Source organism: Lysobacter sp. CA199 (assembly GCF_052078715.1).
GTDB lineage: Bacteria > Pseudomonadota > Gammaproteobacteria > Xanthomonadales > Xanthomonadaceae > Lysobacter.
This window is the reverse complement of the sequence record NZ_JBQJIL010000011.1, coordinates 14,916-28,295: the sequence shown is the minus strand read 5'-3', so window position 1 is coordinate 28,295 and position 13,380 is coordinate 14,916. Positions and strand designations below refer to the sequence as shown.

Genomic DNA, 13,380 nt, shown 5'->3' with positions numbered 1-13,380 from the left:
GACATCGACGGCCTCAGTGCGCCGCGTGCTTGCGCCTGCGGATCTGCTGCTCCAACTCGCGCTCGAACGCCTCGCCCTGCGCCAGTTTGCGGTCGATCTCGGCCATCGGCAGCCAACGCCCTTGCGCGAACACTCCGGCGATCTTGGACACGTTCTGGATATCGGCCAGCGGATCGGCTTCGAGCAAGACCAGATTGGCGTTCTGACCTTCGCGCACCGCGCCGCTGCCGGCCTGGGGATCGAACAAACGATGCGCGTTGATCGACGCCGCGCGCAGCACCTCCACCGGCTTGAGTCCGATCTCGCCCAGTTCGATCATTTCCTGCTGCACCGACACGCCGAACGCCAAGCCCGGCAGCGCCGCGTCGGTACCGACGGTCAGCGGCACGCCGCGCTTCCACAACGCGCGAGTCAGTACGCGGGCGAAGTCGTAACCGGCGGAAAAGGTGTCGGCGCCGTCCTGCTCGCGGAACGCCCGGCTCAGGTAGCGATTGGCCGGCGGCACCCAGTCAAGACGGGTCACCGGATCGACCGAAGCGGCCCAATCGCCCGGCACCGCGGGCACTTGGCGATGCACGTACATGTCGACGATGGTCTTGAGCGTAACCAAGGTCGGCGTCACCGACATGCCGCTGGCCGATACCGCATCGGCCAGGCGCTCGACATCGTCGGGCGACAGATCGTGTTCGACCCGGGCGAAGCGCGCCAGCTCTTCGCTGTGGGCGATATTGGTCATGGGATGGGCGAACACGAAAGCGCGGTCGGCGCAGCTCGCGCAACCCAGTTCCGGCAGGTGCCCGGTAGTGATCAAGCCCCGGCGCGCGGATTCCTCGACGATGGCCCGGTAGGTCTCGCGATTGAGGAACTGATAGGGCTTGATGAAGTCGTAGCCGCGTTCGCGCGCGCGCCGCACCGCGGCGATGCCGTCGGCAGCGGTGCTCGGCGATTCAGGTTTGGATGCCGGCGCGGGTTGAGTGGGCTTGATCGCGACCGCCGCGCGCGGGCCGTTGATGCGCTTGCCTACGTAGAGCTTGGGGCCGTCGATGCGGCCGGCGTCGATCTCGCCGCGCAGCCGCAGCAGGTCCTCATCGCTGCCGGCACTGCCGCCGAGGTTCGCCGCGCCGGTCACTCCGGCCTTGAGGAAGCGCAGCATGATCTGGCGGTCGTAACGGTGTTCCTGGCCCAGGTCCAGGCCGGCAATCGCCGCATCCTTGCTGTCGCGGATCGCGCCTTCGGTGGCGATGTGCAGATGCGCGTCGACGAAACCGGGCACCAAAAACTTGCCGCGCCCATCCACCACCGTCGCGTTGTTGACCTTGGCCTTCGTCCCCTGCGGAAAAATGCGCGCGATCTTGCCGTCGCGGATCACCACCGTGCGATGCATCCACACTTCGTCGGTATCGGCCGGGATTACGGTGACGTCGCTGACCACCCACGTGCCGGCCGGCGGCGCGGTCGTGGCCGCAGTTTGCGCGGCGGCCGTTGCCGGCGCTGCACCCAGGGCCAAACCCAACAGATAAGCGAACATTCCCGTCTCCTGACTCGTTGCATGTCGATGATAAACAATGGTCCGCGGCGGGCACCGGCCGAACGTCGCAGGCTCCGGGCGGAACACGCCTCCGGCCAGCCGCCCTAACCAGATGCGCCGAACGCGGGTATGGTTGAAAGTCCATGCCACGGTCGCCGCGCCGGCCCGATATCGAGTCGTTCGCCATGAAAGAGAAAATCGTCGTCTTCACCGGTGCCGGCGTCAGCGCCGAAAGCGGCCTGAAGACCTTCCGCGACATGGGCGGTCTGTGGCACGAGTACCGTCTGGAAGACGTGGCCTCGCCGCAGGCGTTCAAGCGCGATCCGGCCACGGTGCTGCGCTTCTACAACGAGCGCCGCAAGGACGTACTGGCGGCGTACCCGAACGCCGCGCACGAGGCGATCGCGCGGCTGGAGGAAAAATACTGGGTCGTGGTCATCACCCAGAACATCGACGACCTGCACGAACGTGCCGGCTCGAGCGACGTAATCCACCTGCACGGCGAACTCCTCAAGGCGCGCAGCAGCGCCGACGAATCGCGTATCTACACGCTCAAGGGTCCGCTGATCGAGATCGGCGATCTGTGCGAACTCGGCAGCCAGTTGCGCCCGGACGTGGTCTGGTTCGGCGAAAACGTGCTGCATCTGGACAAAGCCGCGCAGCACTTCTCCGAGGCCGACAAGGTGCTGGCGATCGGCACCTCGCTGACCGTGTTCCCAGCTGCGGGTTTGGTCGATTATGCGCCGCCCAGCGCCGAGCGCGTATTCGTCTCGCCGGAACTGCAGGAAGTGCCGCGCCATTACCGCTTCCTGCAAGGCACGGCGGTGGAGACGGTGCCTGCGTTGGTGGAGCAGTGGTTGTCGGGTTGAGCACCGCACCCGCCCCAGCGCGTGTTCGAAGCCCGCGAACGACGCACACGACGCTGGATTTTCCTGATACACCAAGCCGTGCCAATGAACCGACACTTGCCTTCAAATAGCAAGTTGCTCTTGGCGGATCGGAGATACTTATTGCGCCTGTGGCGGTAAATCCACCAATTCCGGCGCATCCGGGATCGGCACCGGCGGCTCATTTGCAATTATCACATCGTTGCAACGGTCGATCTTCATCAACGTAATCGGTTCACGCGGAAAGGCAGCACAAGTCTCCTTACTCCCGTAAGAGCCGTAATAGAAGTGCGTAGCCGATTGCAACGCGGCTTTGTCGCCAGCCTTCGGCGCAACGATTTTCTCAGCGAGTGAGCAAGCCACAGGACGCGCGGCAATCGCTCGGGCCTGGATCCTCATCCAGTGACCGCCCTTGGGCATCGGCGCGACCGAACATTGCGTTGGGGTGAAGGTAACCGCCCAGCAAGTGGTCGCTATGCAGATGGCCGACGCCGGCGCACAGAAGCCGAACAACGCGAACGCCAGCCCAGCTTTCATCACATTCATTTGTCCTCCCGCTCCGATCGAAGATTTCGGCGAACCTAGCAAGCCGTGGCAGCATCAGCAATTCGGCAACCATGACCCAAAACATACGCAAGCGTGTGGACAGCCCCCAGCCCGGCTTCTAGACTCGCCCCATGCGCCTGACCCTCACCGCCGAACGCCGCATCGCCGCCGCGCCCGAGGCGGTGTTCGCGCTGGCGCTGGACAGCGAACGCTTCCCGGCCTTGTTCGACGGCTACGGCCCGATCCCCGGCCTCAAGCGCATCACCCCGCTGGCGCCGGCCGCGGTCGGCAGCCTGCGTGCGTTGGAGAACCGCGACGGCTCCAAACTGATGGAGCGGATCACCGCGCTCGAACCGCCGCACCGCCATGCCTACGTGCTCAGCGGTATGCGCCCGCCGCTGGCGTGGTTGGCGCGCGAGGGCCATGCGCAGTGGAGCTTCGAAAGCGAGCGCGACGGCAGCGGCGAATCGACCCGGGTGGTGTGGCGTTATGAATTCGAATTGACCAGCGCGCTGGCCTGGCCATTGGCCGCGCCGCTGTTGCACGGCTTCATGCGCAAGGCGATGCAACGCTGCCTGGACCGCATGGCGCACACCCTGGAAGCGGCTTGGCGGCGGGAGCGCGGCTGATGGAAGAATGGATTTTGCTCGCGCTGGCGCCGGTGTTCTTGCTGCTGATCGCGCTGGAAGCATGGTACTGGCGCAAGCGCAGGCCGGCGCAGTACAGCCTGCGCGATACCCTGTCCAACGCCGCGCTGGCGTTGATGCATCAGGCCAGCGATGCGGTCGCCTGGCTGGTGGTGATCGGCGTTTATTACCTGGTGTACGCCCATCGCCTGTTCGAGTTGCCGGCGGCGTCGGCATGGACGATCGCGGCGTTGTTCGTGGCGCAGGATTTCTTCTACTACTGGTTCCACCGCGCCAGCCACCGCGTCCGCTGGATGTGGGCCTCGCACGTCACCCATCACTCCTCCGAGCGCCTGAATCTGTCGACCGCGTTCCGCCAGAGCCTGACCTACCCGATCTCGGGCATGTGGCTGTTCTGGTTGCCTCTGGCCTGGATCGGCTTCGAACCCAAGCACATCGTCGCGGTGGTGGCGATCAATCTGGCCTTCCAGTTCTTCGTCCACACCCAGGCGGTCGGCAAGTTGGGCTGGCTGGAGAAAGTGTTCAACACCCCCTCGCACCATCGCGTGCACCACGCGCGCAACGCCAAGTACATCGACCGCAACTACGCCGGCGTCCTGATTATCTGGGACAAGCTGTTCGGCACCTATGTCGAAGAGGACGAGGCCGTGCCGTGCGAGTACGGCATCATCGGTCAGATACACAGCCACAATCCGATCAAGCTGACCTTTCACGAATGGATCGCGATGTTCGGCGACGCGTGGCGCGCGCACGGCCTGCGCGCTGCGCTAGGCCAATTGTTCGGGCCGCCGGAGCGGTCTTTGTCGCATCTCTCGCCTCGGCCGGAATCCGCGATTCCGCCCGCCACGGTCGCTGCGCAGGAGTGAAGATGAGCCGCTACCCCGGCGCGAACCGATGAGCCCCGTGCGCAAGCGATTTATCGCCGAATTCTTCGCCTTCGAAGGCGGCCGACACACGCGCCATTACGCCGCGGCCAGGCGCGAAGTCGTCGATTGGCTCGGCATCGACGGGCCGCGTTCGTTGTATCCACGGCTGCAGCGACTGCGCGACGGCGCTGCGCTGGACGCACAAGACATCCAAGCCGCCAGACCAACCGACTAGCCGCAGCGCGAACGGATGCTCACTTGTTGCCGGGCTGCAGACCGAAATACGCATAGGCCGCCGACACCGCCAGCCCCAGCCATGCCTGTCCGTGGGTGGTAAGCACCGGCAGCACGCCCGGGTGATACAGCCCGACCAGGAACGCGGTCAAGCCGGCGCCGATCCACACCAGCACGAAGGCGATCGACACCGCCGCCACCGTCCGCGTCGCGCCCACCGAGGCATCCTGGGCCAGCGCCCGCACGGCCGGCGCTTCACCGGGCTTGGCCAGGGCCAGTTCGGCGATCACCAAGGCCGATACCAGACCGCCGATCACCGACAGCGCCTGGGCCATGCCGTCGTTGAAGAACGAGACCGGATACTCCGTGGCGCAGGCCGCGCCGGCGCAGTTCACCACCTGCACCGCGACCATGATCAGATGCACGTACACGCCGAGCAGGATCACCGATATCAGGCCGCCGAAGATTTTGTTCATGTCCTGCTCCCCGGTTGCGCAGCGCCGCCCCCCACGCCGCCCGCGATCCAGCGGGCGGCGGCCGCGTCGCGGCCCGACGATCACCGTGGTCGCCGGGCCGACTGCTCATATCTGAATCAACGCAACCGAGGCGGACGGCAGGACAGCACCGCGAGCCGCACCGACGCTCATCGCCGCCATTACACGCCGGGGCGATGGCCGGAATATTGCACCGCCATGTCGATGCGCCGCAGCAGCGATCAGTCCTGGGTTTCGCCCGACAGCGGCGTGGCGCGCATCGACGGGCGCTGCTCGAACGCGTCGAGCCACGCGCTCAGCCGCGGACGCCCGTCGCGAAAATCGGGCAGTTCGCGGAATTCCAGCCAGCTCAGCGCAGTCGCCACGGCGATATGGCCCACGTGCAAGGGTTCTTCGGTGCTCAGATCGCGTTCGAGCCAGTCGTAGCTGTCGATCAGCTTGAGCGTGTAGCCATCGCGCAAGGCCTCATAACGCAGCGACTCGGGGCGGCGCACGGTTTCCCAGCGCACCTTGATGCCGAAATCGGCGAGGCCCTGCGCCACCGCCTGCCACTGCAACGCGCGCCACCGCGCCTCGCCTTCGCCCGGGATCAGCGGCGCGCCGCCGTGCAGAGTGTCCAGATAAGCGCAGATGATGTCCGAGTCGAAGATCGGCGCCAGACCGGGACGGATCAGCACCGGCACCTTGCCCAACGGGTTCTGCGCGTACACCTCCTCGTTGCGCAAGGTGGGGCTGGTTTCGTGATGGACCACATCGATGCGATCGGCCAGTCCGACCTCATGGGCGAACACCAGGGCCTTGCGGGCGAACGGGGAATGGGTCTGATAGAGCAGTTGCATGGCGGACCTGTGGGATGTGGGAATCAGAAGACGGGCGTGGCGGCGCTCATCGTATCGGCGGTTCCGCCGGCGTCGGCGTGCGTATCGGGCGCGCGGCCAGTTTCGCCGCGCACCGCATCGTGCAACACCTGCGCCAGCGCCGCGGTGAGCCGGCGCACGGTCGGCAGATGCAGGAACTCGTTCGGACCGTGCGCGTTGGATTGCGGCCCCAGCACGCCGGTGACCAGAAACTGCGCGCGCGGATAACGCTCGCCGAGCATGGCCAGGAACGGAATGCCGCCGCCCCCGCCGATCACCGCGCTGCCGCGGCCGAAGGCGAGCCGCGAAGCGCGCTCCAGACTCGCCGCGAGCCACGGCGCGGCCGGCGGCGCGTGCCAGCCGCGGCTGGCGAAATCCAGTTCGAACGAAACCGCGCTGCAGTACGGCGGATCGGCCTCCAGCAAAGCGCGCACGCGCCGCGCCGCCGCTTCGGGGTCCAGCGTCGGCGGCAGGCGCAGGCCGAGCTTGAGCGCGGTGTACGGCTGCATCACCGCGGCCGCGTCGGCGACGCGCGGCGCGCCATCGATGCCGGTGATCGCCAGTTGCGGCCGCCACGCGCGATTGAGCGCGAGTTCGCCCGGATCGTCGGCGACCGCGCGGGTGTCGCCGTGGAACGGGAAACCCTCGCGCAGCTCCTGCCCCAACGCCGCGCCCGCGGCCGCGGCTTGTTCGCGGCGCTGCTGCGGAATCTCGACATGAAAGTCGGCGACGATCTCGCCGCTGTGCGGATCCTCCAGCCGCGACAACAATTGTCGCGCGATGCGGAAACTCGACGGCACGATGCCGGACGCATCGCCCGAATGCACGCCCTCATCGAGCACGCGCACGGTCAAGGTGCCGGCGACCTGGCCGCGTAATGAAGTCGTCGTCCACAGCTGATCGTAGTTGCCGCAACCGGCATCCAGGGCGACGATCAGCACCGGTTCGCCCAGCCGCGGCGCCAGCGCCTCGATGTATGCGGGCAGATCGATGCTGCTCGATTCCTCGCTGGCCTCGATCAGGATCTGGCAGCGCGGATGCGCGCCCCCGTGCTCACGCAGCGCCCGCAGCGCGGCGATCGCGGCGAAGATCGCATAGCCGTCGTCGGCGCCGCCGCGGCCGTACAAGCGGTCGCCTTCGAACACCGGTGTGAAGGCATCGCGGCCCGGCGCCCAGCCCGGCATCGGCGGTTGCTTGTCCAGATGGCCGTAGATCAGCACCGGCGCATCGGGGTTCGCATCGCCGCCCGACGCGGGAATCTCGATGAAGATCAGCGGAGTGCGGCCCGGCAATCGCAGCACGTCGATGCATGCGCCGGCGACCGCGCTCAGCTGCTCGCGCGCCCAGTCGGTCATCAATCCGACCGCGCGCTCCATATGACCGTTCTCGGCCCAATCGGGATCGAACGCCGGCGATTGGCAAGCGATGGCGATGTAGTCGCACAGCGCCGGCAGGATGTCGTCCCGCCAGACGCGGTCGATCGTCCGCTGCAATGCGGGGAAATCCAGTTCGGAAGCGTGCATGGGTGTGCCTTGGGGTAAGGCGGAAAGGCTAGCGGCGAGCGGGCGCGTTTCGGCGGCGTAGCGAGGGGGCCGGATGCGGTTTTCCGGCGGATATGGGCGCACGACGGGCTGTTTTCGCCGTCGGGCCGGGGGCGGAGTTCGGCCTGTTTGTTGGGTTGTGCGCTGTTCGGGTTGTTCGCTTGAATCTAAGATGCAGACCATGAAACTCGACCGCTTCGACCGCCAATTACTCAACCTGGTGCAGCACGACGCCGGCCAGACCGCCGATCGCCTGGCCGAACAAGTCGCGCTGTCGCCCTCGGCGATCCAGCGCCGGCTGCGGCGCATGCGCGAAGACGGAGTGATCCTGCGCGAGACCGCAGTGCTCGACCCCAGGCAGGTCGGCAAACCGACCTTCTTCATCGTGTCCTTGCAGGTCGAGCGAGAACGGCCCGAACTGTTGGCGCAACTGCGACGCTGGCTGTCGGCGCACGATCAGGTGCAGCAAGTGTTCTACGTCACCGGCGAGGCCGACTTCGTGCTGGTGGTGACCGCGCCGGACACCGAGAACTTCGACGCGCTGATGGTCGGCATGGTCGAAGAAAATCCCAACATCAGGCGTTTCACCACCAATGTCGCGCTGAGTCTGGTCAAGCGCGGACTGAGCATTCCGGTCGCCGAAGACGAACCCGACTGACCCCGCCGACCGCGCGCGTTTTTTCGGCGCGCGGCACCGCCACAACGCCGCCGGCGCGCGCGACCGGCGTTCTAGACTGGGGTCATGAACGTATTGTGGCCTTCCGACCCGGCCGAGTTGTGGCCGGACCAAGTTCCCACCGATCTGCTCGAACTGCCCGTACTGGCGCAGCGCTGCGGCGTGCGGCAGGTGCTGGCGAAAGCCGAGAATCAACGCGCGCTGGGCAGCTTCAAATCGCTGGGTGGCATGTACGCCGGCCTGCGCGCGCTGAGCCGGCGCACCGGTGCCGCGTCGCTGACGCAATTGCGCGCGGCCTGCGCCGCGTCGTCCGCACCGCTGCGCCTGGTCTGCGCCAGCGACGGCAATCACGGCCTGGCGGTGGCCGCCGCCGCGCATCATGTCGGCATCGCCGCGCGGGTCTTTCTGCCGGCGGCGGTGGCGGAGGCGCGCGCCGCGCGCATTCGCGCGCTCGGTGCCGAAATCGCGCGCGTGCAAGGCGATTACGAAGACGCTGTGCTGCAGGCCGAAGCGTTCGCGGCGCGCGGCGAGGGATTGCTGATCGCCGACACCGGCAGCGACCCTCACGACCCGGTGATCGCCGACGTGCTCGCCGGCTACGGCCTGCTGGCGCGCGAGCTGCGCGCGCAATGCGCGCAGGCGCCGACCCACGTCTATGTCCAGGCCGGTGTCGGCGTACTCGCCACGGCGCTGGCCGAAGGACTGCACGATTGGCTGCGCGCGCCGGCGCGCCTGGTGGTGGTGGAACCGGACAACGCAGCCTGCGTCGGCCACGGCCTGCGCGTGGGGCATCCGCAGCGCATCGCCGGCGATCTGGCCACCGTGGCCGGCATGCTCTCGTGCGGGCAAGCCGCGGGCGTGGCCCTGGCGAGCTTGCAGCGCCATGGCGCGCGCGCGATGCGCGTGGACGAAACCGGCTTGAGCCAGGCCCCGGCGGCGGTGAACGCGGCCGGCGGTCCCGACAGCACGCCTTCCGGCGCCGCCGGCGTGGCCGGCCTGCTGCACGCCGCCGTAGATCCCGAATTGCGGCGCGCGCACGGACTCAACAACGACAGCGTGGTGCTGGTGGTGATTACCGAGGCCGCTTTGGTCGAATCCGCCGAGACCTGCTGAAGTGGCAGCGCTGTTGTGGGAGGGGCTTCAGGCCCGACGCTTCAAGCTGGAAGCCGACCCGGCGGTGATCTTCGCCCACTCCATCGAGCAACAGCTGCCGGCGATCAGCAGCGGGAAATTCGAGGGCGAGGTGAGCATCGAAGAGGCGTTGGGGTTCAAGCGCGCGGCGTGATCGTTTTGCGGCACGTCAAGAGCAAATCCCCCCTAGCCCCCTTTTTCAAAGGGGGGAATGCTTCGGGAGGTGGCGGGGGGTGGACGTGGCGTCGACTCTGATCGAGACCACTGTGCGATGCACGCGCCGCCCGAAACCGATGTTGCCGTTGCCCCCTTAGAAAAGGGGGCGGCGTTCGCGCAGCGAACGCGGGGGATTTGAGCTGTTGCTGTTGCTCTTACCCCTGAACCTCCACCACTTCCGCCGCCCGCGTCAGCGGACGCCGCTTGCCCGGCCGGCTCGGGAAGGCGTGGCGAACGATCCGCCAGATCACCTGGCCGAACTGCTTGGGCATCGAACCGGTGTCGTAGTGCTGGCCGTAACGCTCGCAGATCTCGCGCACTTCCACCGCCAACGCCGAGTAACGGCGCGCGGGAATGTCCGGGTAGAAGTGATGCTCGATCTGATGGCTCAAATTGCCGGTCATCAGGTTCATCCACTTGCCGCCGGTCAGATTGGCCGAACCGCGCAGCTGGCGCAGATACCAGTGACCGCGCGACTCGTTGCGCACCGACTCTTTCGGGAACACTTCGGTATCGGTGGTGAAGTGACCGCAGAAGATCACCGCGTAGGTCCACACGTTGCGCATCAGGTTGGCGACCAGGTTGCCCAGCAGCACCGGCAGGAAGAACGGGCCGGCCAGCAGCGGGAACAACACATAATCCTTGAGCAACTGCTTGCTCATCTTGCGGCCGACCGGCGCGAACTTGCGCCACATCTGCCGATGGGTGGTCTTGCCGGCGAGCCAGCGGCCCACGCGCAGTTCCTGGATCGCCACGCCCCATTGGAACAACAGCGCGAACACCACCGCGATGAACGGCTGCAGCAGGTAGAACGCGCGCCAGCGCTGCTCCGGAAACAGACGCAACAGGCCGTAGCCGATGTCGTCGTCCATGCCGCGCACGTTGGTCCAGGTGTGGTGCTGATAGTTGTGCGAGCGGCGCCAGTTGTCGCCGGTGGCGACGATGTCCCACTCGTAGGTCTTGCCGTCCAGATGCGGATCGCGCATCCAGTCGTACTGGCCGTGCATGACGTTATGGCCGACTTCCATGTTCTCCACGATCTTCGACAGCCCCAACAACACGGTGCCGAGGATCAGCGCCGGCCAGAACAGCCAGGACACGAACGCGCCGCCGACGGCGCCGACGAACAGCAGCAACCGGGCGAGCAGGCCGGTGTAGCGCACCGCGGCGACTACGCGGCGGATGTAGTCGGCGTCCACGCGGCCCAGTTGAGCCACGGTGCGCGCACGCAGCGCGTCGAGTTCTTCGCCGAAACGATCGAGTTCGGGCGGGGTCAGCGGACGATTGCGGGCAGTGGTCATGGACGGATCACAGATCGAGGACGAGGTGGCTGGTCGCGCTGTTCACGCACAGACGCAGCGAAGACACCGGTTCGGTTTGTTCCGCGCCGGTGTGCAGATGACGGGTGCTGCCGGAAGACTTGCCGCAGGAGCAGGTATTGCACAGCCCCATCCGGCAGCCCGAAGGCAGGTTCAGACCGTGCGCTTCCAGCGCGGTCAGCAAGGATTGGCCACGCGGCAGCGCCAAGGTGCGGCCGCTGCGCGCGAGCACGACTTCGACCAAGCCGCCTTCTTCCACCGCGCGCGGCGGCGGGGTGAAGGCTTCGGCCTCGAACGCGCGCACCTGCACCGAGGCGGACTCGCGCGCCTGAGCGACGAAACCGCCCGGACCGCAGGCGTAGACCCGATGCGCGGACAGATCGTCCACATGCTGGGCCAACAACTGCGCATCGATGCGGCCGGCGTCTTCGTCGCCGTGCTGCGGCGCCTGCCGGGTCAGCAGGAAACGCACGCGGAAATTCGGATGCTGCGCGGCGAGCGCGCGCAGTTCGTCGACGAAACACAATTCTTCGCGACGACGCGCCCAGTACAGCAGCGTCAGCGGCGCAGGCATACCTTGCGCGGCCAGCTCGCGGGTCATCGCCATCAACGGAGTGATGCCGCTGCCGGCAGCGAGGAACAACCACGCGCTGTCGCTGCGTTCGGGCAACACCATCTCGCCGAAGGCTTCGCCGATCTCGAGCACGTCGCCGATTTGGGCGTGATCGTGCAAATGGCGGCTGAGCTTGCCGCCCTCGATCGCCTTGACCGTGATCGCGATGCGGCCGTCGCCGCGCGGGGCGTCGGACAGGCTGTAGCTGCGCGAGACCAGGGCACCGTCGATACGCGCGCCGATCATCAGATGCTGGCCGGCGCGGGCACCGGCCCAGTGCCGGTTCGGGGCCAACAGCAGGGTCACCGCATCCGCCGAGGCCGGGCTGCGCTCGACGATGCGCGCCAACGGGCGCTCCCAGGTCCAGGTCGGATGGAGCCTGGATGCCCAGAAATCAAAGACTTGCGGGACGACCAACGGCGCGATCAGGCGTCGAAGACGGCTCTGGGGGCGGCGGGTGGAAGGGCGGACGGCAGCGTTCATGACGGCACTATACACATATCCGCACAGATGTGTGCACAACCGTATATTAATACCCTGACCGGAGTATCATGTGTTTTGCCCGACCGAGCGCCAGCCACCCGTGAGCCAACGCTTTCCCAGCGACATCGACGTCGATACGCACCCGGGCCGCAAGGCGACGATCTCCCGTGAGGACCTGATCGCCGCCGCGCTGAAACTCATCGGTCCGCATCGCAGCGTCTCCAGCCTGAGCCTGCGCGAGGTCGCGCGCGAAGCGGGCATCGCGCCCAACAGTTTTTATCGCCAGTTCCGCGACACCGACGAGTTGGCGGTCGCATTGATCGATCTGGCCGGCCAATCGCTGCGCAAGATCGTCGGCCAGGCGCGCCAACGCGTGGCCGCGCGGCGCAGCATCGTGCGCAGCTCGCTGGAAACCTTCATGGAACAGCTGCGCGCCGACGACAAACTGCTGCACGTGCTGCTGCGCGAAGGCACGGTCGGCTCGGACGCGTTCAAGCGCGCGGTCGACCGCGAGCTGTCGTTCTTCGAGGAAGAGTTGCGGGTCGATCTGATCCGCCTGGCCGCGATCGACAAAGTGACCTTGTACGAACCGGCCTTGGTCTCGCGCTCCATCACCCGCCTGGTGTTCGCGATGGGCGCCACCGCGATGGACATGCCGCGCGAGAAAGATCCCGAGCTGATCGAACAGATGAGCGTGATGGTGCGGATGATACTGGCCGGTTCACGGGCGATGGCCAAGATGGGAAAGATCCCGTACTAAAGCCCGGCGCGGCGCGCGGCCGGCGCCGCTAACGCAGGTCTTTCACCTCGATCCCGCGTTTGCGCAAGCGCTCGATGATCTGCGCGCGATGGTGCTTCCACAAATCGCCGGCCACCACTTCTTCGCGGCTGCCGTCGGTGTAGATCGCCGTCCACACCTCATCGGTCACCCGACGTCCGCGTCTCGCGGTGCGTTGTTGTTCGCCGATGACGATCTCGCGCACCCGCGGCAGATCGAAACCCTTGACGCCGTAGTCGGGCATGAACCAGATCCCGTGCGAGCGCTCCAGGCGTTGCTCGTCGATGGTCACCCGATCCAGGAACATCCCCGGCGCCATCACCCCGCCCACCACCGCGGCCATCAGAAAACACACGAACGCAAAACGCAGCGCCAGTTTCTGCCGATGCCGGCGCCTGACGAAGAACCAGCCCAGCCCCGCCAAGCCCAGGGCCACCGCGGTCACCGCCAGCGGGATGTAGAGCGCAAGCGTGTAGGTCATCGCGTGTGGTTCCTCCGATGCGTTCGCCGGGCGAGGCGCGAACCGGCGCGGATGGTCGCACGCGCGCACCGCGCGGCGCTGCT

At 66.9% G+C, this 13,380-nt stretch carries 16 protein-coding genes; 8 read left to right on the top strand and 8 right to left on the bottom strand.

Annotated elements, in window-relative coordinates; genetic code table 11:
* Nucleotides 1-13: 13 nt before the first annotated feature.
* Nucleotides 14-1,528 carry an amidohydrolase family protein gene (locus ACTOWJ_RS19970; RefSeq protein ID WP_441336373.1) on the bottom strand — a complete coding sequence of 505 codons (1,515 nt, stop codon included), beginning with the start codon at nt 1,526-1,528 and terminating at the stop codon, nt 14-16.
* A 185-nt stretch (nt 1,529-1,713) separates the two neighbouring features.
* Between ACTOWJ_RS19970 and ACTOWJ_RS19965 the strand changes: the two genes are divergently transcribed.
* Nucleotides 1,714-2,397, top strand: coding sequence for an SIR2 family NAD-dependent protein deacylase (locus ACTOWJ_RS19965; protein ID WP_441336372.1), 684 nt, complete (start codon nt 1,714-1,716; stop codon nt 2,395-2,397).
* 138 nt (nt 2,398-2,535) lie between these two features.
* Here the strand turns inward: ACTOWJ_RS19965 and ACTOWJ_RS19960 are convergent, their stop codons facing one another.
* A complete protein-coding gene (locus ACTOWJ_RS19960) occupies nt 2,536-2,961 on the bottom strand; it encodes a hypothetical protein (RefSeq protein WP_441336371.1) in 426 nt (141 codons plus the stop codon).
* Between the two features lie 131 nt (nt 2,962-3,092).
* Between ACTOWJ_RS19960 and ACTOWJ_RS19955 the strand changes: the two genes are divergently transcribed.
* From ACTOWJ_RS19955 to ACTOWJ_RS19945, 3 genes are read left to right on the top strand one after another with little or no spacing between them, the layout of a single operon-like run.
* Entirely contained in the window at nt 3,093-3,590 is a 498-nt protein-coding gene (locus ACTOWJ_RS19955) for an SRPBCC family protein (protein ID WP_441336370.1), read from the top strand.
* Nucleotides 3,590-4,474 (top strand): sterol desaturase family protein, encoded by an 885-nt coding sequence (locus ACTOWJ_RS19950; protein WP_441336369.1) that lies wholly within the window; start codon nt 3,590-3,592, stop codon nt 4,472-4,474. Before ACTOWJ_RS19955 ends, ACTOWJ_RS19950 begins: the two co-directional genes overlap by 1 nt.
* Nucleotides 4,475-4,511: 37 nt before the next feature.
* Nucleotides 4,512-4,709, top strand: coding sequence for a hypothetical protein (locus ACTOWJ_RS19945; RefSeq protein ID WP_441336368.1), 198 nt, complete (start codon nt 4,512-4,514; stop codon nt 4,707-4,709).
* Between the two features lie 19 nt (nt 4,710-4,728).
* Here ACTOWJ_RS19945 and ACTOWJ_RS19940 read toward each other — a convergent pair whose 3' ends face one another.
* The 3 genes from ACTOWJ_RS19940 to ACTOWJ_RS19930 all read right to left on the bottom strand — a co-directional run bounded on the left by ACTOWJ_RS19940 (nt 4,729) and on the right by ACTOWJ_RS19930 (nt 7,582).
* A complete protein-coding gene (locus ACTOWJ_RS19940; RefSeq protein WP_441336367.1) occupies nt 4,729-5,184 on the bottom strand; it encodes a hypothetical protein in 456 nt (151 codons plus the stop codon).
* A 239-nt stretch (nt 5,185-5,423) separates the two neighbouring features.
* Nucleotides 5,424-6,041 carry a glutathione S-transferase family protein gene (locus ACTOWJ_RS19935; protein ID WP_441336366.1) on the bottom strand — a complete coding sequence of 206 codons (618 nt, stop codon included), beginning with the start codon at nt 6,039-6,041 and terminating at the stop codon, nt 5,424-5,426.
* A gap of 23 nt (nt 6,042-6,064) precedes the next feature.
* Entirely contained in the window at nt 6,065-7,582 is a 1,518-nt protein-coding gene (locus ACTOWJ_RS19930; protein ID WP_441336365.1) for a M20/M25/M40 family metallo-hydrolase, read from the bottom strand.
* 199 nt (nt 7,583-7,781) lie between these two features.
* On the opposite strand from ACTOWJ_RS19930, the gene ACTOWJ_RS19925 reads away from it, so the two are divergent.
* The 3 genes from ACTOWJ_RS19925 to ACTOWJ_RS19915 all read left to right on the top strand — a co-directional run bounded on the left by ACTOWJ_RS19925 (nt 7,782) and on the right by ACTOWJ_RS19915 (nt 9,561).
* Nucleotides 7,782-8,258, top strand: a complete 477-nt coding sequence (locus ACTOWJ_RS19925) for an Lrp/AsnC family transcriptional regulator (RefSeq protein ID WP_441336364.1) — start codon at nt 7,782-7,784, stop codon at nt 8,256-8,258.
* A gap of 84 nt (nt 8,259-8,342) precedes the next feature.
* Nucleotides 8,343-9,389: a pyridoxal-phosphate dependent enzyme gene (locus tag ACTOWJ_RS19920; protein ID WP_441336363.1), complete on the top strand. Its 1,047-nt coding sequence runs from the start codon at nt 8,343-8,345 to the stop codon at nt 9,387-9,389.
* Nucleotide 9,390: 1 nt separating this feature from the next.
* Nucleotides 9,391-9,561, top strand: coding sequence for a hypothetical protein (locus ACTOWJ_RS19915; protein ID WP_441336362.1), 171 nt, complete (start codon nt 9,391-9,393; stop codon nt 9,559-9,561).
* Between the two features lie 217 nt (nt 9,562-9,778).
* Here ACTOWJ_RS19915 and ACTOWJ_RS19910 read toward each other — a convergent pair whose 3' ends face one another.
* Both ACTOWJ_RS19910 and ACTOWJ_RS19905 read right to left on the bottom strand, forming a co-directional pair.
* Nucleotides 9,779-10,924, bottom strand: coding sequence for a fatty acid desaturase family protein (locus tag ACTOWJ_RS19910; RefSeq protein ID WP_441336361.1), 1,146 nt, complete (start codon nt 10,922-10,924; stop codon nt 9,779-9,781).
* A 7-nt stretch (nt 10,925-10,931) separates the two neighbouring features.
* Nucleotides 10,932-12,038: a ferredoxin reductase gene (locus ACTOWJ_RS19905; RefSeq protein WP_441336360.1), complete on the bottom strand. Its 1,107-nt coding sequence runs from the start codon at nt 12,036-12,038 to the stop codon at nt 10,932-10,934.
* A gap of 100 nt (nt 12,039-12,138) precedes the next feature.
* Here ACTOWJ_RS19905 and fabR point away from each other — a divergent pair, with 100 nt between their 5' ends.
* Nucleotides 12,139-12,798, top strand: coding sequence for an HTH-type transcriptional repressor FabR (gene fabR / locus ACTOWJ_RS19900; RefSeq protein WP_441336359.1), 660 nt, complete (start codon nt 12,139-12,141; stop codon nt 12,796-12,798).
* Between the two features lie 28 nt (nt 12,799-12,826).
* Here fabR and ACTOWJ_RS19895 read toward each other — a convergent pair whose 3' ends face one another.
* The gene (locus tag ACTOWJ_RS19895) at nt 12,827-13,297 is read right to left on the bottom strand and encodes a hypothetical protein (protein ID WP_441336358.1); all 471 of its coding nucleotides are present in this window, start codon (nt 13,295-13,297) and stop codon (nt 12,827-12,829) included.
* Nucleotides 13,298-13,380 lie beyond the last annotated feature (83 nt).